The 20,008-nt window shown below is 33.1% G+C and carries 20 protein-coding genes; 4 read left to right on the top strand and 16 right to left on the bottom strand.

Going from position 1 to position 20,008, the window contains the following annotated elements:
- Positions 1 to 35: 35 nt before the first annotated feature.
- From pepF to H8707_RS11105, 4 genes are read right to left on the bottom strand one after another with little or no spacing between them, the layout of a single operon-like run.
- Positions 36 to 1,835, bottom strand: coding sequence for an oligoendopeptidase F (gene pepF / locus H8707_RS11120; protein ID WP_262430205.1), 1,800 nt, complete (start codon positions 1,833 to 1,835; stop codon positions 36 to 38).
- Positions 1,836 to 1,847: 12 nt separating this feature from the next.
- Positions 1,848 to 3,254 (bottom strand): peptidoglycan D,D-transpeptidase FtsI family protein, encoded by a 1,407-nt coding sequence (locus H8707_RS11115; RefSeq protein ID WP_262430204.1) that lies wholly within the window; start codon positions 3,252 to 3,254, stop codon positions 1,848 to 1,850.
- Positions 3,238 to 4,485, bottom strand: coding sequence for an FtsW/RodA/SpoVE family cell cycle protein (locus H8707_RS11110; protein ID WP_262430203.1), 1,248 nt, complete (start codon positions 4,483 to 4,485; stop codon positions 3,238 to 3,240). Before H8707_RS11110 ends, H8707_RS11115 begins: the two co-directional genes overlap by 17 nt.
- 13 nt (positions 4,486 to 4,498) lie before the next feature.
- Entirely contained in the window at positions 4,499 to 4,927 is a 429-nt protein-coding gene (locus H8707_RS11105) for an FHA domain-containing protein (RefSeq protein ID WP_262430202.1), read from the bottom strand.
- A gap of 129 nt (positions 4,928 to 5,056) precedes the next feature.
- Here H8707_RS11105 and H8707_RS11100 point away from each other — a divergent pair, with 129 nt between their 5' ends.
- Genes H8707_RS11100 through H8707_RS11085 form a run of 4 tightly spaced genes read left to right on the top strand, consistent with a single transcriptional unit; the run spans position 5,057 to position 6,905 of the window.
- Positions 5,057 to 5,449, top strand: a complete 393-nt coding sequence (locus tag H8707_RS11100; protein ID WP_262430201.1) for a PspC domain-containing protein — start codon at positions 5,057 to 5,059, stop codon at positions 5,447 to 5,449.
- A gap of 14 nt (positions 5,450 to 5,463) precedes the next feature.
- Positions 5,464 to 6,084, top strand: coding sequence for a regulatory protein RecX (locus tag H8707_RS11095; protein ID WP_262430200.1), 621 nt, complete (start codon positions 5,464 to 5,466; stop codon positions 6,082 to 6,084).
- 4 nt (positions 6,085 to 6,088) lie between these two features.
- A complete protein-coding gene (locus H8707_RS11090) occupies positions 6,089 to 6,331 on the top strand; it encodes a GIY-YIG nuclease family protein (protein ID WP_262430199.1) in 243 nt (80 codons plus the stop codon).
- 4 nt (positions 6,332 to 6,335) lie between these two features.
- Positions 6,336 to 6,905: a glycerol-3-phosphate responsive antiterminator gene (locus tag H8707_RS11085; RefSeq protein ID WP_262430198.1), complete on the top strand. Its 570-nt coding sequence runs from the start codon at positions 6,336 to 6,338 to the stop codon at positions 6,903 to 6,905.
- A 25-nt stretch (positions 6,906 to 6,930) separates the two neighbouring features.
- Here H8707_RS11085 and H8707_RS11080 read toward each other — a convergent pair whose 3' ends face one another.
- The 12 genes from H8707_RS11080 to H8707_RS11025 form a co-directional block, all read right to left on the bottom strand.
- A complete protein-coding gene (locus tag H8707_RS11080; RefSeq protein WP_262430197.1) occupies positions 6,931 to 8,451 on the bottom strand; it encodes a hypothetical protein in 1,521 nt (506 codons plus the stop codon).
- Positions 8,448 to 9,848, bottom strand: coding sequence for a sensor histidine kinase (locus H8707_RS11075; protein ID WP_262430196.1), 1,401 nt, complete (start codon positions 9,846 to 9,848; stop codon positions 8,448 to 8,450). The genes H8707_RS11080 and H8707_RS11075 overlap by 4 nt, the downstream gene beginning before the upstream one ends.
- Positions 9,849 to 9,863: 15 nt before the next feature.
- Positions 9,864 to 10,550 carry a response regulator transcription factor gene (locus H8707_RS11070; RefSeq protein ID WP_262430222.1) on the bottom strand — a complete coding sequence of 229 codons (687 nt, stop codon included), beginning with the start codon at positions 10,548 to 10,550 and terminating at the stop codon, positions 9,864 to 9,866.
- A gap of 10 nt (positions 10,551 to 10,560) precedes the next feature.
- Entirely contained in the window at positions 10,561 to 11,493 is a 933-nt protein-coding gene (locus tag H8707_RS11065; RefSeq protein ID WP_262430195.1) for a polysaccharide deacetylase family protein, read from the bottom strand.
- 133 nt (positions 11,494 to 11,626) lie between these two features.
- Positions 11,627 to 11,968, bottom strand: coding sequence for a hypothetical protein (locus tag H8707_RS11060; RefSeq protein WP_262430194.1), 342 nt, complete (start codon positions 11,966 to 11,968; stop codon positions 11,627 to 11,629).
- A gap of 68 nt (positions 11,969 to 12,036) precedes the next feature.
- Positions 12,037 to 13,761, bottom strand: coding sequence for an ABC transporter ATP-binding protein (locus tag H8707_RS11055; protein WP_262430193.1), 1,725 nt, complete (start codon positions 13,759 to 13,761; stop codon positions 12,037 to 12,039).
- A gap of 34 nt (positions 13,762 to 13,795) precedes the next feature.
- Positions 13,796 to 14,695, bottom strand: coding sequence for an ROK family protein (locus H8707_RS11050; RefSeq protein WP_262430192.1), 900 nt, complete (start codon positions 14,693 to 14,695; stop codon positions 13,796 to 13,798).
- Positions 14,696 to 14,707: 12 nt separating this feature from the next.
- Complete coding sequence (gene nagZ / locus H8707_RS11045; RefSeq protein WP_262430191.1) at positions 14,708 to 15,952, bottom strand: beta-N-acetylhexosaminidase; 1,245 nt, start codon at positions 15,950 to 15,952, stop codon at positions 14,708 to 14,710.
- A 94-nt stretch (positions 15,953 to 16,046) separates the two neighbouring features.
- Positions 16,047 to 16,976 (bottom strand): ABC transporter ATP-binding protein, encoded by a 930-nt coding sequence (locus H8707_RS11040; RefSeq protein ID WP_262430190.1) that lies wholly within the window; start codon positions 16,974 to 16,976, stop codon positions 16,047 to 16,049.
- Entirely contained in the window at positions 16,976 to 18,007 is a 1,032-nt protein-coding gene (locus tag H8707_RS11035; RefSeq protein WP_316699660.1) for an ABC transporter ATP-binding protein, read from the bottom strand. The genes H8707_RS11040 and H8707_RS11035 overlap by 1 nt, the downstream gene beginning before the upstream one ends.
- 17 nt (positions 18,008 to 18,024) lie before the next feature.
- On the bottom strand, positions 18,025 to 18,990 hold the full coding sequence (locus tag H8707_RS11030) for an ABC transporter permease (RefSeq protein ID WP_262430189.1): 966 nt from the start codon (positions 18,988 to 18,990) through the stop codon (positions 18,025 to 18,027).
- On the bottom strand, positions 18,990 to 19,967 hold the full coding sequence (locus H8707_RS11025) for an ABC transporter permease (RefSeq protein ID WP_262430188.1): 978 nt from the start codon (positions 19,965 to 19,967) through the stop codon (positions 18,990 to 18,992). The genes H8707_RS11030 and H8707_RS11025 overlap by 1 nt, the downstream gene beginning before the upstream one ends.
- Positions 19,968 to 20,008 lie beyond the last annotated feature (41 nt).

The raw sequence follows: 20,008 nt of genomic DNA, 5'->3' as shown, positions 1-20,008 counted from the left end.
ATTTAAAAAATGATACCTAGGTATCATTTTTTAAACTAAATCAATGCATCAAATTCATCTACTAATCTCTTAAATAGCTTCATAGCATTGTTAACCGGTTCTTCAGTAGTCATGTCTACTCCTGCTTTTCTAAGTACGTTTATAGGATAATCCGAGCTTCCGCTCTTTAAGTAGTTTAGATAATTATCCACTGCTGCACCACCCTCATTTAATATCTTTTCCGAGAACGATACTGCTGCAGAAAATCCGGTTGAATATTGAAATACATAATAATTGTAATAGAAATGAGGAATCCTTGCCCACTCCATAGCGATTTCTTCATCTATCACTACGTCGGGGCCGTAATAGAGTTCGTTTAACTTCTTGTATGTTTCACATAGATAGTCTGCAGTAATTGCCTCACCTTTTTCTAAATGCTCATGTATAAGTTGTTCAAATTCTGCAAACATTGTCTGTCTAAACACCGTTGTTCTAAAGGATTCCAGGTAATGATTTAATAGATATAGCCTTTCATTTTTATCCGTTACATTGTTTAGCATATAGTCAAGTAATATGCATTCATTAGTAGTAGAAGCCACTTCAGCAACAAAGATACTATAGTCTCCATATATATATGGCTGATGCTTTTTAGAAAAATAGCTATGCATTGAATGTCCCATTTCGTGAGCTATTGTAAATACGTTATCCAAAGTTTCATGATAGTTTAACAATATATATGGATTGGAATCATATGAACCGCTTGAATAGGCTCCCGAGCGTTTACCTCTATTTTCATAGATGTCAATCCATCTGGAATTGAAGCCTTCATTTATACCTTTTAAATATTCATCCTTCAAAGGCGACAATGCCTTTTTGACGATTTCAACCCCTTGCTCATATGGAATGTCGAAATCAACGTCTTTTACTATTGGAACATATAAATCATACATATGAAGTTCATCTAAATTTAAAGCTCTCTTCCTGATATCCATATACTTATACATGATGTCAAGATTGTTGTGAATAGCATTTATTAAATTATCATATACAGTTAGCGGTATATTGTTTTCGCTTAAAGAAGCTTCTCTGCTTGATGAGAAATTTCTCAAATTTGCATTAAATATATGACTCTTTAATTCTCCATTTAAGGTTGCAGCAAAAGTATTTTTGTAGTTCTTATATGTTTCATATAGACTTTCAAAAGCAGTTTTTCTAACTTCTCTGTTCTTAGATTCCATTAATGGTATGAAATTTCCTTGTGTTATCTCAACATCCTTACCATTTTCATCTTTAATTACCGGAAATTTTAAATCAGCATTATTCAACATTGAATATATTTTTTGTGGCGAGTTTGCTACCTCACCCATTTGGGCTAATATGGATTCCTCTCTGGCAGATAATATATGTTCTCTCATCCTTAAGATATCATCTAAGTAATGTTTATATAATTTTAATTCCTTTTGTTCATCCATATAAGTATTTAGTTTGTCTTCATTTAAGGTTAAGATTTCAGGAATTAGAAAAGATGTTTTTTCTTCCACCTCTACGTATAAGCTTAAACCCTTGCCTGACAACTCTTGAGAACTTCCCAGCCTTGTATCTTCATCAAGCTTCATATGTGTGTAAACATATAAATTCTCAACCAGCCTATATAATTCATCCCGTTTTTTTAAAGTGTTGAGCAAATTTTCACTGGAGTTTACAACTTTTCCTCTAAATTCTTCAAATTCCTTTGACAATTTCACACATTTTTTGTAATCCTCATTCCAAGCATCCACGCTTTCATACATGGATTCTAAATCCCATTTATATTCATTAGGAATATCCTTTCTTTCTTGGATTTCTTTGGCTACCATATTTTTTCCTCCTTAAAATTTAATATTATTTAATGCATATATAATCAAATCTCTCGCTATAGGAGCTGCTGATCTGCCACCTGAAGAACCTTCTTCCTCTAAGAGAACTGTTACCGCTATCTTGGGATCATCTGCCGGGGCAAAACCCACAAACCAAGCATGTGAATTTCCGGATGCATTTTCTGCTGTACCGGTTTTCCCTGCAACTTGAACATTTTTTATACTTCCATTCTTTCCGGTACCATATTTTATTACATCTATCATCATATCCTTGACTTTATCTGCCATAATGCTGCTAGTGCCCCTTGATAGGGTTTCCGTTCTAGTTGTTTTTAACATTTTCCCATCTTTCGAAACTATGTTTTTAACTAAATATGGTTGAACAACTTCTCCATCATTGGCAATCCCCGATGCAACCAACAACATATTGAGCGGAGTTGCCAATACCTTTCCTTGGCCTATTGACGCAGCAGCCAATCCGGTCTTGTCAATATTTTCATTGACCGGAAACGATGATGTCTTAACGGGTAAATCAAAAGGAATCTTATTATTGAACATAAAACCTTCAGCCACTCTACCTAAAGTATCCCTCCCTATTTCTGTTGATTTACTAGTGAAATATGTGTTACAGGAGTTTACTAATGCACTTTTTAAATTCAAATGCCCATGTCCTTTACCTTGATAGTCTGTAAATGTATACCCATGGACATTTACGCTCCCGACGCAATCATACTCTAAATCCAAATTGCTTGTATTTAGAGCTCCTATCGTAGTTATAAGCTTAAAGGTGGATCCAGGCGGATATAATCCCTGAATTGCCCTATTCAAAAATGGGCTGTTGGGATCTTCGGCAATCTCATTCCAATCCTCTTTAAGCCTTGAGGAATCAAAGTCCGGAAGGCTTACCATAGAATATATTTCACCGGTCTTTGGATTCATTGAAATTACCGTACCCTTTTTTCCTTTTAATAAGTTTCTGGTTTTTTCTTGCAAACCATGATCTATAGTAAGTTCTAAATTGTTCCCAACGGTGGATGGTGCAACTATATTTATGATTTCATTTATAGCTGAATTCTCATTGATATTTAAAAGTTGGCTATTATATGTTAACTCCAAGCCTGCTTTACCATATTCTCTATAGCTATACCCAATAATATGACTGTAAAGTCTGCCGTATTTATAATATCTTTTGATTTCATCTCCTTGTTTTTCGCTATAGGCAAGGACAGTTCCGTTTCTGTCAAGAATCGAACCTCTTACTATATTTTCTTCATTTATCCAAAGCCTTTTATTATAAGAATTTTGTTTTATCTTTTCAGCCCTAAATACTTGAAAATAGCTCATATATCCTACTAATCCAATGAACGATAAACAAAATACTATTAGGACACTTATTATCCTTTTATTCTCCAATTTCATAATGTTCATCCTCCAATCCCAAATCCTCTGATGCCACTTGAAGAACCCCTAAAGCTATAAAATTAGAGAGCATAGAACTCCCGCCATAGGATACAAAGGGCAACGTAATTCCAGTTAACGGAATTACCTTAAGTACTCCTCCTATTATCACAATCGATTGAATTCCAAACAATACACTTATACCCAAAGCCAGAATCTTATAAAATTTATTTTTTTGTCTTAATGCTATCTTAAAACCTCTATAAACCAATATCAGAAAAAGCATTATAATGCCTATTCCGGTGAACAAACCCATCTCCTCGCAGATTGCTGAAAAAATAAAATCAGTATCTGCATGAGGTATAAAATATGGGTGCCCCAATCCTAGCCCGGTGCCAAAAAAACCTCCTTCGGCTATGGCAAACAATGACTGAATGATTTGATATCCTTTATTATCAATATATGGCCAAGGGTTCAGCCAAGTAACAAATCTTACCTTCACGTGGTCAAAGACTACATAACCTAATAGACCCCCCGCCAAAAAAAGCCCTATATTCAAGAAAATAAGTTTTCTATCTTCCTCATAAATATACTGTAATGCCAAAAATATTACATAAAATAAGACTGCCATTCCTAGGTCTTTTTGTAAAAAAAGCAAAGCTATAAATGAATATACTATACCAACTAAATAATAATTTGAATATTTGATATCCTTATATTTCTCTTTATTTGAGTAAAATGATGCTATAATGAAAATCAATAATAATTTTGTAATTTCGGCAGGTTGAAAACTAATCCCCCCTATTTTAATCCAATTTTTTGCGCCTTTTATTCTGGAGCCCAACACAAAGGTAAACAAAAATAATAAATATGACAACCCCAGATATAAAATACCCCAATTTCTCCAACCCTTTATATATCTTAGAACAAAATAGGTTAAATAGAATGTCAATATGCCTATTGATATCCATAACAATTGCTTAACGCCAAGACCTTCGTCTATTCTATATATCATAATAAGTCCAATGGAAAGCAGCATAGTAACTATTAAAAAAATATATTGATCTCCGTCTGATATTTTCAATAAAAGGAAGTTGGACAAATATATGATAAGTACCAATCCTATTGCTGTAATATAAGTAGACTTTTCGAGAGAATCCCACTGATATAAAAATAATAAGGACAAAGATAATGCTTCAAATAGAAATAATAAATTCCTAGGCTGTCTGCTTTTAGCTCCTTTTTTAATCATAAAAATTCTCCTATCATTTATTTACAAATAGAAATTCTATATTGCTAATCTTAATAATATCGCCATTTCTTAATTTGACAACATCCTCAATCTTTTCCTGATTTAAATAAGTCCCATTAGCACTATCTAAATCTTCCAGATAATAATCTCCTTCATCTTCAATTATTTGAAAATGTCTTTTAGATACGAAGGGGTCTTTAATGTAGATATCATTGCTTTGATTTCTACCGAAAGTAAGCTTTTCATCTATAGTATAATATTCACTAATCTTATATGGTAAATCCTCCATCTTGTTTATCAATTTCAAATAAGCAGAATTGTCTGTATCATCATAATTCATATTTCCAATATCTAAATAAATTAGCCTGATTATGCTAAAAATAAACAAATATATTATAATAATAAAAATGTATTTGAATACTAACGATAATATATTAAACACTTACATGCCTCCTTCCTTTGAACTTATACTACCACATAGTGAACCCAATTGGAAATATTTTATTGCTTCTATTTAACTTTAGTAAGAAATCTGATAATATATATTTATGATAACATAGGAGGTATTTAAATGAAAAAGTTAAAACGTTCCAGAAATAAAGTTTTAATGGGTGTATGCGCCGGTTTTGCCGAATATTTTAACATTGATCCTGCAATAGTTAGAATTATTTGGCTAGTACTAAGCTTTGCATCTTTCGGTACATTTGGAATCGCATATATAATCTGTGGTGTCGTAATGCCTGAAGATGATGACGTCATATATCAAGATGATGAAAATTATAGTGCAAATAATAATACTTCTTTATTTATAGGCATCGGTCTTGTTCTGCTTGGAGCTTTCCTCTTAGCTAAAGTAATATTCCCAAGATTTAGTTTTATGATAAGAGATTTATCCAAATTTTGGCCGGTATTGCTTATATTATTGGGCATATATATACTTTTTAACCGAAACAGCGAAAAATAGAAAGGCTGATTTTTATGAAAATAACAGATATAAAACCTCAGAAATATAAAAAACGCGTAAATATATATGTTGACGATAAATTTGCATTTGGACTTTCGGAGGAGTTAAAATACAAATATGATCTAAAAATTGGTGATGATGTTGATGATGAATTTATTCAAGATATTTTATTAGCGGAAGAATTAACCAAGTCAATAAATTATGCTTTAAAACTATTAACCTATAGACAAAGAACGGAAGAAGAGCTTGTTAGAAGTTTAAAGCGAAAAGGTTTTGACGAATTCTATATAGAAAAAACAATGGAATACTGTAAAAATAATAATTATATAAATGATATTGAATTCACCAGAAGTTTTATAAATGATAAAGTAAATTTAAATAATTACGGCAGTGAAAGAATTAAATATGAATTGCTGAATAAGGGTATCACAAAGGAGATTATCGACAGAGAATTGGATATGGGTGAAGAATACCAATATAAGAATGCAATGAAATTGGCAGAAAAAAAATTGAAATCATACGAAGGACAAGAATATGCTGCAATCTATAGAAAATTAGGGGGCTACTTACATCGAAAGGGTTATCCTTATGATATTGTTTCTAAAGTATTGCGTGATACTTTAAACCAAGGGTAAAGATATGTATTATGTATATATAGTTAAATGCAGTGACAATACGTTGTATACAGGATATACCATAGATATAGAAAAAAGACTTGAAAATCATAATTCCGGAACCGGAGCAAAATATACCAGAGGAAGAACCCCTGTCGAACTTGTCTACCTTGAAAAATATAATACTAAAGGCGAAGCATTGAGAAGAGAAGCATTTATTAAAAGTCTTCCAAGAAAGAAAAAATTCAAACTAATTGAAAGCGAGTGATAATATGACTCTGTCATATGAGAAACTGGAGTCTTATCCAATAATTGCGTCAGTTAACAATTTAGACAATTTAGAATTAGCAATAGAATCACCTTGTGATAATATATTCTTATTGACAGGCAATATTTTCAATTTAAAAGAAATCTCTCAAAGGGTTAAAAATAATGACAAAGATCTGTTCATATATGTTGATGCAATTGATGGGTTTTCTAAGGATACATGGGGGCTTGAGTATATTATAAAAAATATATACTTAGATGGTATTATCACAAGAAAAAAAAATCTAATAAAATTGTGTAAAGATATGGGGGTTTTTACAATTGAAAGGATTTTAATATATGATACAAACTCTCTAAACGAAGGCTTAAATTCCATTAGAAGTTTACGTCCCAATTGCATAGAAATATTGCCTGGAATTATTAATGAAGTTATAAAAACTTTTTCCACCGAATTGAAAATCCCTATAATAAGCAGCGGCCTGATTTCACGATCGAAAGATATTGAAAACAGCTTAAGTGCAGGTGCAATAGCTGTTTCATCTTCAAATATTAATATGTGGCATCTTTATACTTAGGGTCATTATAATTAGACCCCAAGTATTAATATTCCAATTTTACTCCATCTTTTTTTATAACTTCCTCTTGCCATATATTCGAATACCTCCCAACAGCCCATTCGGACATTATAATCTTTGAATCATAAGGAAGCTTAATTCTAGCAATAGGGCTATTTACTATTCCTTCATCTTGCATTGAATATATTACAAGATGGGAACTGGTTATAACTACTATAAATTCCTCATTTGGAGATGAAAACACATCTACAACATCCGGTATCATAATTCTAATTGCATCCCATGGTATAGACAATTCGTCAAAACTAACCATTTCCTTTGGAGGAATTGCCTTTATATTGAAATCCTTATATAGTTCTTCGTCGTTTTGCTTATAGTTTATTCTACCTTTCAACGTCCAAAATCCATTTCTTCTTATTACGCCTACATTCTCTTCATTTGGTATGATGGAATTATCTAAACTTACAACGCTGCTTGCCCCTTCATAAAAAATATCCATCCCCTCATCTCCGATTAAATCGGATAGCTTTATTGGTTTTTTCTCACTCAAATTGTCAATAGCATATACCTGTAATGTTTTTCTTGAGTTTCTATCCAAATCCGTATTTTCAACTGATATATAATCATTTCCTACAAAGAGAATATTTTTTAAGATACTAGGCAAGCTGATATTGCTTTGAGAAAATTCTCCTCTTATTCCAAATATTCCAAAATATTCTTCTCTATCATCCAAAGTAGCGAGGTTTTCTTTTAGTTTAAACTGCGGAGTTGCTATCAATTCATCATTTACTGCACCATTATTTGAATCTCTAACACTGTCGATTACCCAAAATCCATTTTTCCTAGGTACCAGCAATTGATCCAATTCATATATATCCGTTATTTCCTTATTTTGACTGTTTATCCATATGGTTTTATAATCCCATTTAGGGACTTGGTTTTTTTCATCAAAAATTGGAATCTTTAATCCCAGCAATACTCCTGTTTGCAAATCCTCTTCTTCTACAGCCCCAAACGTTTTAAGCATACTCTTTTCCACATTGATATATCTATTTATTTCTTCAATACTTACTTCGTCTACAGTTTTTACCATCTTATAAAAATGGTCTTCTATATTTACAAACATAACGGAATCACTATATTTTATAAATTCATTAAAATATTTATTATCATCCATTACAGTGATGACTTGAATTTTTTCGTCTGTAATTCCCAAATTACTGGGGCTGGTTTTATATTTATACAGCAGATAATCGTAGGTTTTTACCTTTTTAAGCTTAAAAGAAGGTTTAAGCGTATATGATTTGCCCAATACGGCTCCATCTTTGTGAAACAATGCCTCTTCACCAATTATAGAGTCCGCATCTTTGTTTTTTGTACTATTGATAGGTTCCATTTCTTCTTCTATTACCCATTTACCTTGTATCGGCGGCATGTTGTTATTTGGTGCAACTATTCTATCATCTACCTCTCCATCTCTAACACCGCAGGAAGGTAGAACTAATAGAATCATTAAAACAAGCATAATTAATATAATTTTTTTCATGACTTTTCCTCCTCTAGTGGAAGCTTAATGGTGACTTTTGTTCCTCTTCCTAATTCTGATTCAATATCAAAGGTTCCACCATGCAAGTTTACTATTTCATCAGCAATAGATAATCCAATTCCACTATGAGATTTGCTGTTTTTACCCTTATAAAATTTTTCCTTGACATTTGGCAAATCAATCTCATTAATGCCCATACCAGTATCTTCTATTTCAATAAATATTGATTCACTATCCTTATATGCCTTTAAACTTACATTTCCACCTTCGTCGGTAAATTTAAATGAATTATCCAAGATATTTATAAGTACCTGTTTTATTCTATTTTTATCGCCTATCATAAAGGTAATATTATCATCTATATCGACCTTGAAGTCAATTTTTAAACTTTCTGATCTTGGAGTTAACTGTCTTCCTATCATTTCCAATGTATCTTTTATATCAAATTGCTCTTTCTCCAACCTTATTCGACCTGATGTAAACCTAGAAAAATCTAAGAGTTCTTCAACCATAAGTGTCAGTCTGTCGCTTTCGGCCTCTATAATCCCCAAACCATCCATCAATAGTTCTTTATCTATATCATCCCCGGATTTTAGCGTTATAGCCCACCCTTTTATTGAGGTCAACGGAGTTCTTAACTCATGGGACACCGATGAGATAAAATCATTTTTTATTTGTTCTTTTCTAAGTATTTCATCTGCCATATAATTTAATGTTTTTGCCAGCTGTCCAATTTCATCATTCGGCTTTAAATTGCTTCTTACCTTAAACTGCCCGTCAGCCATTTTTTCAGCAACTGCTGTTACTTCTTTTAGAGGCTTAATAATTGAATTTGCAAGAAATAAGCTAACCAAACCCGAAGTTATGATAACCAATATCCCTGTTGCAATAAGAAATTTATTGATTTGATTTATAGTTTCATTTGTTTTTTCTAGCGAAGAAATAAATCTTATAATTCCAATCGTTTTTCCTTGGGATACTAAAGGTCTTGAAACCGCCATTATAGGCGCTTTATCATATGCTACATTTCCCACCCATACTCCCTTTCCAGTTTCAATGGCTTTCTCTATATCGGGATATTTATAATCATCATCACTGCTAATGCCAAGGGAATCCGCAAGAAGTTCACCATCTACGGTTAATACCTGAACTTGAGCGTTGGTATGCTGCCAAAATATATCTATATCATCTATAACTGCATCTTCTAAAGGGGTGGACGAAAAATACCTATAATAAAATTTTGTGGAAAACTCTATCTGATTTGATAGTATGTCCTCCACATTTTTGTAATAATAGCTCTTAATCCCATTTATAAGGACTACTTCCAATATTAAAACCGTTATAAGAATTACCAACATAAAGCTACTAACTAGTCTACTCTTAATACTTTTTTTCATCTATATCTCCCAATTTCAACTTTTCCACCTATAACCTATGCCCCATACTGTCTCAATATAAGTGGGATTGCTTGAATCCAGCTCTATTTTTGACCTTAACCTTCTAATATTTACATCTACAATTTTAGAATCTCCAACAAAGTCATATCCCCATACAATATTTAATATCTCATCTCTTTTAAATGCTCTCCCGGGATTTTCCATAAACAATTTAGCTATTTGATATTCCGTAGGTGTAAGTTCTATCTCTTGATCCTCTTTGAAAAATTTTCTGGAATATTTATCAATCTTAAACGGTTTGATTACCAGTATACTATGGTCATCATCGTCTGCTACATCCAATCTTCTTGCTAAGGATTTTACCCTAAGCACCAATTCCATTGGATTAAATGGCTTTGTTAAATAATCATCTGTGCCATATTCCAAACCCATGATTTTGTCAATGTCTTGACTCTTTGCCGTAAGCATTATAATGCCTATATCAGGGAACTCTTTTCTTAAGATTTTGCAGACTTCATAGCCATCTATACCGGGCATCATTATATCCAATACGACTATATCTATCTCTCCCTGCCTAGCAATGTCAATTCCTTCTTCTCCCGTAGAGGCTTCTTTAACGATAAATCCGGCTCTATCTAGGTTTATCTTAACAAATTTTCTTATGGAGTCTTCATCTTCAACTATCAATACAGTCTTATCCATTGCCTTCATCCTATTCATAATTTTCTAATTTATCAAATTCATAACCTTGGTTTATTAAATATTCTATAATATCGCTTAAGGCATCAGCAGTTGTGTCTTTTGCATCTGTATCATGCATTAAAACTATAAGTTTCTTTTTATTCTTTGAAGTATCCTTAAATCTTTTTATTAATCTATCTTTAGAAAATCTTTTGCCTTCAGCATCCCCATTTAATGAATTCCAATCATAATACTTATACCCGGCATCAACAGCAGCTTTTATGAACTTACCATCTTTGCCAAAGGAACCTCCCGGAAATCTAATGAGTTTCGAATCAAAATCTTCCCCTAACACATCTTTCAAAATATCATTTGTTTTATTGATCTCCCCTATAAAATTGGAAGTGTTCTTATATATATAGCTATAATTATGCGAATATGAGTGATTCCCAATGCTATGACCCTTTTGATATATTCTTTGCAACATTTCAGGATGTTTTTCCGCCATTCTCCCTATGACAAAAAATGTGGCCTTTATATCATATTCATCAAGTATATCTAAAATCCTGGGAGTAACTGTCAATGAAGGTCCGTCATCAAATGTAAGATATGCAATTTTACCATCCGTTTTTCTTTTATCCTCTGAATCCTCACTGTTATTACCTTGATCAAATTTTTCTTGTTCTTCGATTTCTAACTTTTTAGCCATTTCAATTCTCTTTTTTTCCAGCGCTTCCTTGGCTTTTTCTTCTTCTATCAATTTAATCTCTCTATTTATAAGGACATTAATAGGATTATTATCCAACATTATTCCTAAAGTGTCAACAATATCAACAGCTTCAACAACATTTTTTTTAAAAATATTCGATATTCCAAAATTTAATGACAAATTCCCAATAAACACTGCTCCTAAAATAATGGATATAGTTACAAACCCCTTCTTAAATAATTTTCGTTTCTTCATATTAAGCGCCCCTTATTTATGTCATAGATTACTCAACTCAATCTTATTATACATTCTTACCCCAATAGTTACAAATCAATTAATAATAAATGACAAATAAATTACAAAAACCAAATAGGCTGCTAACAGCCTATTATAGCGGATAATAATATGGATTAAAAGGATACTGCCCGTAATTATTTCTTCTTAACAACTCACTGATTAGGAATATGGCAATTAAGTCTCTTGTAATTCTTCCCCTCCCATAAAACGGTCTCTGAGCTGATCTTATTCTTCCCTTGCCTTTTCTTTCACTCGGGTCCTGATAGAGCTCAGGACATTCTTTTGCCGTTTTATAAAAAACTTCATCAATCATAGCATCCAGCTCATCTTCTGAAATATTGTCAATTGAATAATCCTCTCCTAAATGTGAGTTTATTGTTTGAATTATCTTAGGATAAACTCTGTAATAAATCTCCGGGTAATCTCTATACATAATTATACCTCCCCATTTATATTCACTATATCATATGAAAGGAGAGGTTATATTGACACTACATATTGCTATGCCATATTTTTAAACTGTGACTTATAGAGTTTTGCATAGAGATTGCCTTCATTTAATAATTTTTCATGATTCCCTCTTTCCACAATACCTTCGCTGGTTAATACAAGAATTTCATCAGCATTTTTAATGGTGGATAATCTATGAGCTATTACCAATGTTGTTCTATCTTTGGATAGTTCCTCTAGTGATTTCTGTATCATAATTTCGGTTTCATTATCAAGGGCAGAGGTAGCTTCGTCTAGGATAAGCAATGGAGGGTTTTTTAAAAATACTCTGGCGATAGAAATTCTCTGTTTTTGACCGCCTGATAGCATAGCACCTTTTTCCCCTACATAGGTATCATAACCATGAGGAAGATTCATGATGAAATCGTGTATCCTAGCTTTTTTGGCAGCTTCAATAACTTCTTCATCTGTTGAATCAGGTTTTCCATATAAAATATTTTCCTTTATGGTGCCAGTAAATAAGAACACATCTTGTTGTACCAATCCTATGTTTTTTCTTAATGACTTTAATTTAATATCTCTTATATCAATATCATCTAATAATATTTCACCGGAATTTATATCATAAAATCTTGGAATCAAATGACATAGTGTTGTCTTTCCGGCTCCGGATGGCCCAACCAAAGCCACTGTTTTGCCCGGCTCTATTTCCATATTCAGATTTGCCAGAACAGTTCCATCTCCATTTTGATAGCTAAACGAAACATCATGAAATTCTATTTTCCCCTTTACTTCTTTTAATTCTATTGCATCAGTTTTGTCTACAATATCAGGCTCTATATCCATAATTTCTAGAAATCTTTCAAATCCTGTCATTCCATCCTGCAACTGTTGGGTAAAATCCGCTAGCTTTTTAATAGGTTGCATTAAGAAGGTCATATACAAAGTGTACGCAAACAAATCCCCTACTCCTATAACCTCATTGTATACAAAATAACCCCCAATAGATATAACTAGCAGATTCAAAATATTGGACATAATCTCAATACCTGAAATAAACTCTGCCATTACCCTGTATGATTCTCCTCTTGCCTCTGAAAAGGCTATGTTCCCTTCATTGAACTTCTCAATTTCATAATCCTCATTTGTAAAGGATTTTGCGACTCTTACTCCTGAAATACTGTTTTCCAATTGAGAATTGACGTTAGCTATTTTATTTTTCACCTTCTTAAAGGATGCCTCCATTTTATTTTTTTTAGAAATTACAAAGAAAATCATAAGCGGAATAAAAGCAAAAAGTATTAGAGTCAATCTCCATTCGATTGATAATAAAACAACAAATGAACCTATAATCATTATTGATGATATAAATATATTCTCCGGACCATGGTGAGCTAATTCGGTTATATCCCTTAGATCATTTACTATCCTCGACATTATATTTCCCGTCTTAGTGTTGTCAAAATAGCTAAAGGACAGAGTTTGTAAATGTGAAAATATATCACCTCTCATATCGTGCTCAATTTTTACTCCCAATAAATGCCCCCAATAAGCTACGATATACTGGCTTATATAGCGTAAAATAAACAAGAAAGCCATTACAATGCTCCATCTTAATAATAAGTCCATCCTGCCTGCAGGAATTATCTCATTTATCATCTTTCTAGTAAAAATCGGAAAAATTAAATCAATAATAGAAATTAATAAAGCAAAAAACATGTCTATAAAAAATAGTCTCTTATGTGGTTTGTAATATGCGATAAATCTCTTTAACATTTCGTCTCTCCTTGTATGAATTATAACATTATAGTTATTTTATATGATTAAAAACAATCTTTGCGGCACCAATAATGCCCGCATCATTTTGATAAATAGCAGGTACTATTTTTAGTCCTTTATCATCATTTATATATTCTTTATAATATTTAATCATTTTTTCCCACCAATACTCTCTTGAGTTGATTACTCCGCCACCAATAATAATCCCCTCCGGATCAAATATATTTTTTAATGATACTATATATATAGCCAAATCTTGGGTGAATTTATCAACTAGTTCTCTATCGACATCATTTGTTAATGAATCTTTGAAAATGTACTTTCCCTTTTTGAACTTGCCCGTCATTTCTTCATATATTCTTTCCACTGCAGCGCCTGAAATATATCTCTCAACGCAGCCTTTCTGCCCACAGTTACACTCTCTACCATTAGGATATAGTATCGTATGACCTAATTCTGCGCCCTGAAAATTGTTCCCGTTCCATATGCCTTCCTTTTCTGTATATATGCATCCTCCAACTCCCGTTCCCAGGGTAAGCATCGCAAAACTTCTGAATCCCTTTCCTGCTCCAATCCAGCCCTCACAAATACCGGCCACATTGGCATCATTTTCTACAAAGATTGGTAAATTGGGAAATTCCTTGGATAATTCGCCTTTTATATCCGTATGAGCCCAGTCTTCTATGTTACCACCAATGTCTAAAACTTTACCCTCATTTGAGTCTATAAACCCGGGAGAGCCTAACCCTATACCTATTATGTCATCACCTAATAAGTCTTTTATAACCAATTTTATCCTATTTAAAACTTCTTTTTTACCTACCTTCTTACCGGTATCCCTTTCTGCCTTTCTTATAATCTCGCCATGAGCATTAACTACCCCACCTTTGATACTTGTCCCACCAAGATCAATACCTATTGTATTTTCCATTGCTCATCCCCCTTATGATATTTTTTCATTCAATTTATTTATTCTGTCAATGACATCATTAATATCTATATTTTCAATTTTATCATCTTTTAGATTGTATTTATCCTTTAAGCTTAGTATTCGGTATACTTTTTTATCAATTTCATCTATAGATACCTCTCCTTCTTCAATACCCATTTTAATAGCATCTAATACAATTGATGGATTATCCGCCTCATGGCACACCAGTATTATATCTCCTCCGGATTTTAAAAATTCAATTGCTCCCTTACCAATAGAGTAATTTTCGGTGATAGCACCCATTGTTATGTCGTCTGATACAATTACACCATTGAAGTTTAGCTTTTCTCTCAAGAGCTTATTGATTATTTGGCCGGACATAGAAGCCGGATATTTATCATCTAATTGCGGGAATAAAATATGCGCTACCATTATCATATCAGCGTCTTTATTAATTGCTTCCTTGAATGGATATAATTCTAAATTTTCCAGTTCATCTAAAGATTTATCTATCCTGGGCAAATCCAAGTGAGAATCAACACTTGTATCTCCATGCCCGGGAAAATGTTTAACACTTGAAATAATCCCTTCGGAATGTATCCCATCCATTACGCTTATGCCGTTTTCCACTACCTTTTCAACTGTATTGCCATAAGCTCTGTCTCCTATGATAGGGTTTTTAGGATTAGAATTTATATCCAAAACCGGAGCAAAATCAAGATTGAATCCCAGCTTTTTTAAACTCAATCCCAAGATTTTACCATACTCAAACGAAAGTTCTTGATTGCTTTTTTCTCCTAATTTCTTGGCAGTTGGCAGCTTCCCGTAAATTTGGGACAATCTGCTGACTGCTCCTCCTTCTTCATCAATTGATAGAAATAAAGGTATTTTATTAGAAGAATTAGAATTTTTAAGTTCATTTAGCAAATTTAAAACTTGATTTTCATTGTCTACATTTCTGGAAAAAAAGATGAATCCACCGACCTTATTATTTTCAATCTGGTGTATATCATCTTCATTGATTTCAAGTCCTTCTTTTCCCACTATAATCAGCTGCCCGATTTTCTCTTCTAAAATCATATTTTTTATCATTTCTTCTATTTTGTCAACTTCTGCTATTTCATCATCTATAGGATTTTCCTGTACGATATCACCGTTATTATTTTCATTGCCCTCTATTTTCCCATTTTCCTTTTTACACCCTGTCATTATTAAAATTAAAATTAACAGTAATATTTGATATTTATTTTTATTCATTAGTTTTTAATTCCTCTCTTGTGTTATTGCAATTATGAATTGTGAATTGTAAATTATAAATACGTTCTATATTAAGATTACCCCATAATGAACTTTATTTCAATCCTTTCTTCCACTTTTCAATTTCTATTTCATTTCCAAAAATGTAATGCCCATGCCTTATTTCCACCCATTTGGGTTTGTCTATTGAATAGTCATGGATATTTGAATTATACTCTATAAGCTTCTTCTTTCTTTCTCTTTTCGGATCCGGCAAAGGTATACTGGACAGCAATGCTTTCGTATAAGGATGTAAAGGATTTTTAAAAATTTCTTGCGTATCAGCTAATTCCACAATTTTACCCTTATGGATTACTGCAACCCTGTCGGTTATAAACCTTACAACAGACAAATCATGAGCAATAAAAAGATAAGTAAGCCCTTTTTCACGCTGCAATTCTGAAAGCAGATTTAGTACTTGTGCTCTGATAGACACATCCAACGCCGATATGGGTTCATCTGCTATGATTAATTCCGGCTCCATAATGAGAGCTCTAGCCACACCTATTCTTTGTCTCTGACCTCCGGAGAATTCATGGGGAAATCTGGATGCAAATTCCGGAAGTAATCCTACATCCATCAAGGATTTGGCCACCTTTTGTTTCCTCTCTTCCTCTGATTTATAATTTTTAATATTGTATAGGCCTTCCGATACAATATAGTCCACCTTGGATCTTTCGTTTAAGGAAGCTATAGGGTCTTGAAATATCATCTGAATTTGCCTTGTAATCTCTTTATCTAACTGAGGATCTATTTTCCCGGATATTTTTTTCCCTTTAAATATAATCTCTCCATCCGATATTTCATTTATGCGGACTATGGCTCTTCCTATGGTTGTCTTTCCGGACCCTGACTCCCCTACCAATCCAAAGGTTTCACCTTTATATATATGAAAACTTACACCGTCTACTGCTGTGAATTTATTTTTTTTAGCTCCAAATTCAACTTTTAAATTTTTAACTTCCAATAAAATTTCTCTGTCCATTATTTAGCCTCCCACTCTTTACGTAACAGCCTAATTGATTGAGGTGGTTCCAGTTTTGGAGCCCTTTGATCCAATAACCATGTCCTAGCTTTGTGAGTTGGGCTTACATCAAAATAAGGCGGTCTTTCCACAAAATCTATCTTTAGAGCATGTTCATTTCTTGGCGCAAATGCATCCCCTTTTATGTCATAAAAAAGATTTGGTGGAGTTCCCTTGATTGAGTATAGAGGTTGCCCCTTAATTCCCAATTGAGGCAGGGATGATAAAAGCGCCCAAGTATATGGATGCTGCCCATTATAGAATACTTCCTCACATTTGCCTATTTCAACTATATCCCCTGCATACATTACAGCTATTTTATCTGCAATATTTGCTACTACTCCTAAGTCATGGGTTATATATATTATGGTCAAATTGTATTTATTTTTTAATTCCTTTAAAAGTTTTATGAACTGCGCTTGTATTGTAACATCCAATGCTGTGGTCGGTTCATCGCAAATTAATATCTTAGGCTTACATGCAATAGCGATTGCTATAACAACTCTTTGTCTCATCCCGCCGGAAAATTCATGCGGATATTGACTATAACGACTCTGTGGATTTGAAATCCCTACATTCTCCAAAATTGTTATTACTTCATTTTTAGCATCATTTCCTCTTAACCCTTGATGCAATTCGACTGCTTCTTCCACTTGTTTTCCTATTGTCTTTAGTGGATTTAAGGAAGTCATAGGTTCTTGAAATACCATGGCTATTTCTTTACCTCTTATGGTCAGCCATTCCTTTTCATTTTTGTATTTTGCTATGTCTTTTCTGTCATATAATATACTTCCCGAATCAATCCACCCATTATTATCGAGTAAACCCATAAAGGATTTTGCCAACACGGATTTGCCGGATCCTGATTCGCCAACAATCGCCAGCGTCTCACCTTCAAAAATCTCCAAAGAGACACCTCTTAATGCTGTTAGAATCCTCCCTCTTAATTTAAATTTAATTACTAAATCGTCAACCGATAAGATTTTATTCATAATTATTCCCACCATTTCTAAACATGATTTCTCGGATCAGCAGCATCAGCAAATACATTCCCTATAATATAGAAGGATATAGTAATTAAAGACAACACAATTGCAGGAAATATCAATTGATATCGCAATTGTTTTACCATCATTACCGCTCTTCCTTCATTTATAAGATTACCAAGTGAAGGGATGCTAACTGGTAGCCCTAACCCTATATATGTTAAGAAAACCTCAGACCCTATGGCAGCCGGAATTGCCAAGGCCAGTCTTAACATAATGACCGAAACTAAATAAGGCAAAAGATTTCTCGTTATTATCCTACCAGTAGGTGTGCCCAAGCATCTTGAAGCTAAATTATACTCTCTATCCCTGATAATAACTATCTGATTGCGTACAAATCTAGCCATGCTCAGCCATCCCGTCATGCACATAGCAAATATCATCGTTCCAATACTGGGTCTCATAATATATGTTAATAAAATCAATATAATTGTTGTTGGAATATTGTCTAAAACATTGTAAATTTCAGTGATAATTCTATCTAATTGTCTTACATAACCCCATAGAGCACCAATTATAATTCCTAAAATCGCCTCCCATAAACCAACTAAAAGACCTATGAAAAGGGAGGTACGTGTTCCGCTCCAAATTCTTGCCCAAAGATCTTGGCCTATGGAGTTGGTGCCAAAGATAAATTCTTTATCAGGTGGATGATTTCTAAGCTGCATATTGGTTTGAGGATCAATTGAGATTTCTGTAGGTGATTTCTGATTGGGCAGATAGGGCTGTATGACAGTAAAAATTAATAATACAACCATTATAATTAAAAACAGAATTGCTGCCTTGTTCTGCGAAAACACTTTGAATGTCGACTTCCAATACGAATAGTTCGAATACCCGCCCCTTTGAGCTTCAATCTCATTATATTTTACAAATGCAAATAGATTTTCATTAATTCCATCAGATAATTTTTCAATCTTCACACTCATTATCTGGCACCTCCTTTTTTCTCCAATTTTATCCTCGGATCAAATACTGCCATTAAGACATCCCCTAAAAAGAGCCCCAATATCCCTATTGAAGAATAAATCAAAACTAGGGCTTGAACTAGAGTATTATCCTGTCTTTGAATCGCATCTACCAACAAACCTCCCATTCCCGGGATAGAATATAATGATTCAATATATATAGAACCCGATATTGTAAAGAGCATTGCACTAGGCAAATACTGAGCCATAGGGACAAATGCATTTCTCAAGACATGTTTTAACATGATAGACGAGTTTTTTAGCCCCTTAGCTCTCGCCAGTTTCACATAATCCTTATTTATTTCATCCAACATATATCTCCTCATCCACATTGCATAATAAGCGATACCGCCTAGTGACATAGATATGATGGGTAATATCCATGATAAAGGATTGTTTTCTGAAAATAATATGGGAAGTTGAAAAAAATAATCATATCTATCAACAAGATATTTTGAGAATGCTGTTATATACAATTGTATAAACAAATAATAAACTGCTGCCGGAACAGCATTTATAAACACCACATAGGATGTACCCAATTTATCCCAGAGTCTATTTCTATTTAAAGCCATCATGATTCCCAGAGGTATTCCCAAAATAATAGATATTCCCATAGAAGTTAAGCCAAATTTTACAGAGTAAGGAATTTTTGCTTTCAAGATTTTACTTATTTCAACCTTTGGTCTATATATGATGGATTTGCCCAAATCCCCTTTTAAAATTTGGCTATAAAAATTTATAAGTTGCTTATGCAATGGATCCCTAAGCCCCATGGCTGTCAATATAGCTTCACGTTGACTTTCATCAAGTTTTTCATAATTATTCCCAAAATATCCTTCCTCAGGCATCATGCGCATCAATAAAAAAACAATTGTTACTACGATAAATAAAGTAAATAAGGATTGTATAAGTCTTTTTATTATATAACGAAACATATCTTCCACTCCTTTAGAAATGCAGTGAAACCAACGTGTAA

The organism is Paratissierella segnis (genome assembly GCF_014385195.1).
Taxonomy (GTDB): Bacteria; Bacillota; Clostridia; order Tissierellales; family Tissierellaceae; genus Paratissierella; species Paratissierella segnis.
The sequence above is the reverse complement of the archived record's forward strand: the minus strand, read 5'-3'. Positions and strand labels throughout refer to the sequence as shown.

Bases quoted from the DNA above. Each gene is read 5' to 3' on its own strand.
- pepF (WP_262430205.1), bottom strand. From the start codon at position 1,835: ATGGTAGCCAAAGAAATCCAAGAAAGAAAGGATATTCCTAATGAATAT.
- H8707_RS11115 (WP_262430204.1), bottom strand. From the start codon at position 3,254: ATGAAATTGGAGAATAAAAGGATAATAAGTGTCCTAATAGTATTTTGT.
- H8707_RS11110 (WP_262430203.1), bottom strand. From the start codon at position 4,485: ATGATTAAAAAAGGAGCTAAAAGCAGACAGCCTAGGAATTTATTATTT.
- H8707_RS11100 (WP_262430201.1), top strand. From the start codon at position 5,057: ATGAAAAAGTTAAAACGTTCCAGAAATAAAGTTTTAATGGGTGTATGC.
- H8707_RS11095 (WP_262430200.1), top strand. From the start codon at position 5,464: ATGAAAATAACAGATATAAAACCTCAGAAATATAAAAAACGCGTAAAT.
- H8707_RS11090 (WP_262430199.1), top strand. From the start codon at position 6,089: ATGTATTATGTATATATAGTTAAATGCAGTGACAATACGTTGTATACA.
- H8707_RS11085 (WP_262430198.1), top strand. From the start codon at position 6,336: ATGACTCTGTCATATGAGAAACTGGAGTCTTATCCAATAATTGCGTCA.
- H8707_RS11080 (WP_262430197.1), bottom strand. From the start codon at position 8,451: ATGAAAAAAATTATATTAATTATGCTTGTTTTAATGATTCTATTAGTT.
- H8707_RS11075 (WP_262430196.1), bottom strand. From the start codon at position 9,848: ATGAAAAAAAGTATTAAGAGTAGACTAGTTAGTAGCTTTATGTTGGTA.
- H8707_RS11070 (WP_262430222.1), bottom strand. From the start codon at position 10,550: ATGGATAAGACTGTATTGATAGTTGAAGATGAAGACTCCATAAGAAAA.
- H8707_RS11065 (WP_262430195.1), bottom strand. From the start codon at position 11,493: ATGAAGAAACGAAAATTATTTAAGAAGGGGTTTGTAACTATATCCATT.
- H8707_RS11060 (WP_262430194.1), bottom strand. From the start codon at position 11,968: ATGTATAGAGATTACCCGGAGATTTATTACAGAGTTTATCCTAAGATA.
- H8707_RS11055 (WP_262430193.1), bottom strand. From the start codon at position 13,761: ATGTTAAAGAGATTTATCGCATATTACAAACCACATAAGAGACTATTT.
- H8707_RS11050 (WP_262430192.1), bottom strand. From the start codon at position 14,695: ATGGAAAATACAATAGGTATTGATCTTGGTGGGACAAGTATCAAAGGT.
- nagZ (WP_262430191.1), bottom strand. From the start codon at position 15,952: ATGAATAAAAATAAATATCAAATATTACTGTTAATTTTAATTTTAATA.
- H8707_RS11040 (WP_262430190.1), bottom strand. From the start codon at position 16,976: ATGGACAGAGAAATTTTATTGGAAGTTAAAAATTTAAAAGTTGAATTT.
- H8707_RS11035 (WP_316699660.1), bottom strand. From the start codon at position 18,007: ATGAATAAAATCTTATCGGTTGACGATTTAGTAATTAAATTTAAATTA.
- H8707_RS11030 (WP_262430189.1), bottom strand. From the start codon at position 18,990: ATGAGTGTGAAGATTGAAAAATTATCTGATGGAATTAATGAAAATCTA.
- H8707_RS11025 (WP_262430188.1), bottom strand. From the start codon at position 19,967: ATGTTTCGTTATATAATAAAAAGACTTATACAATCCTTATTTACTTTA.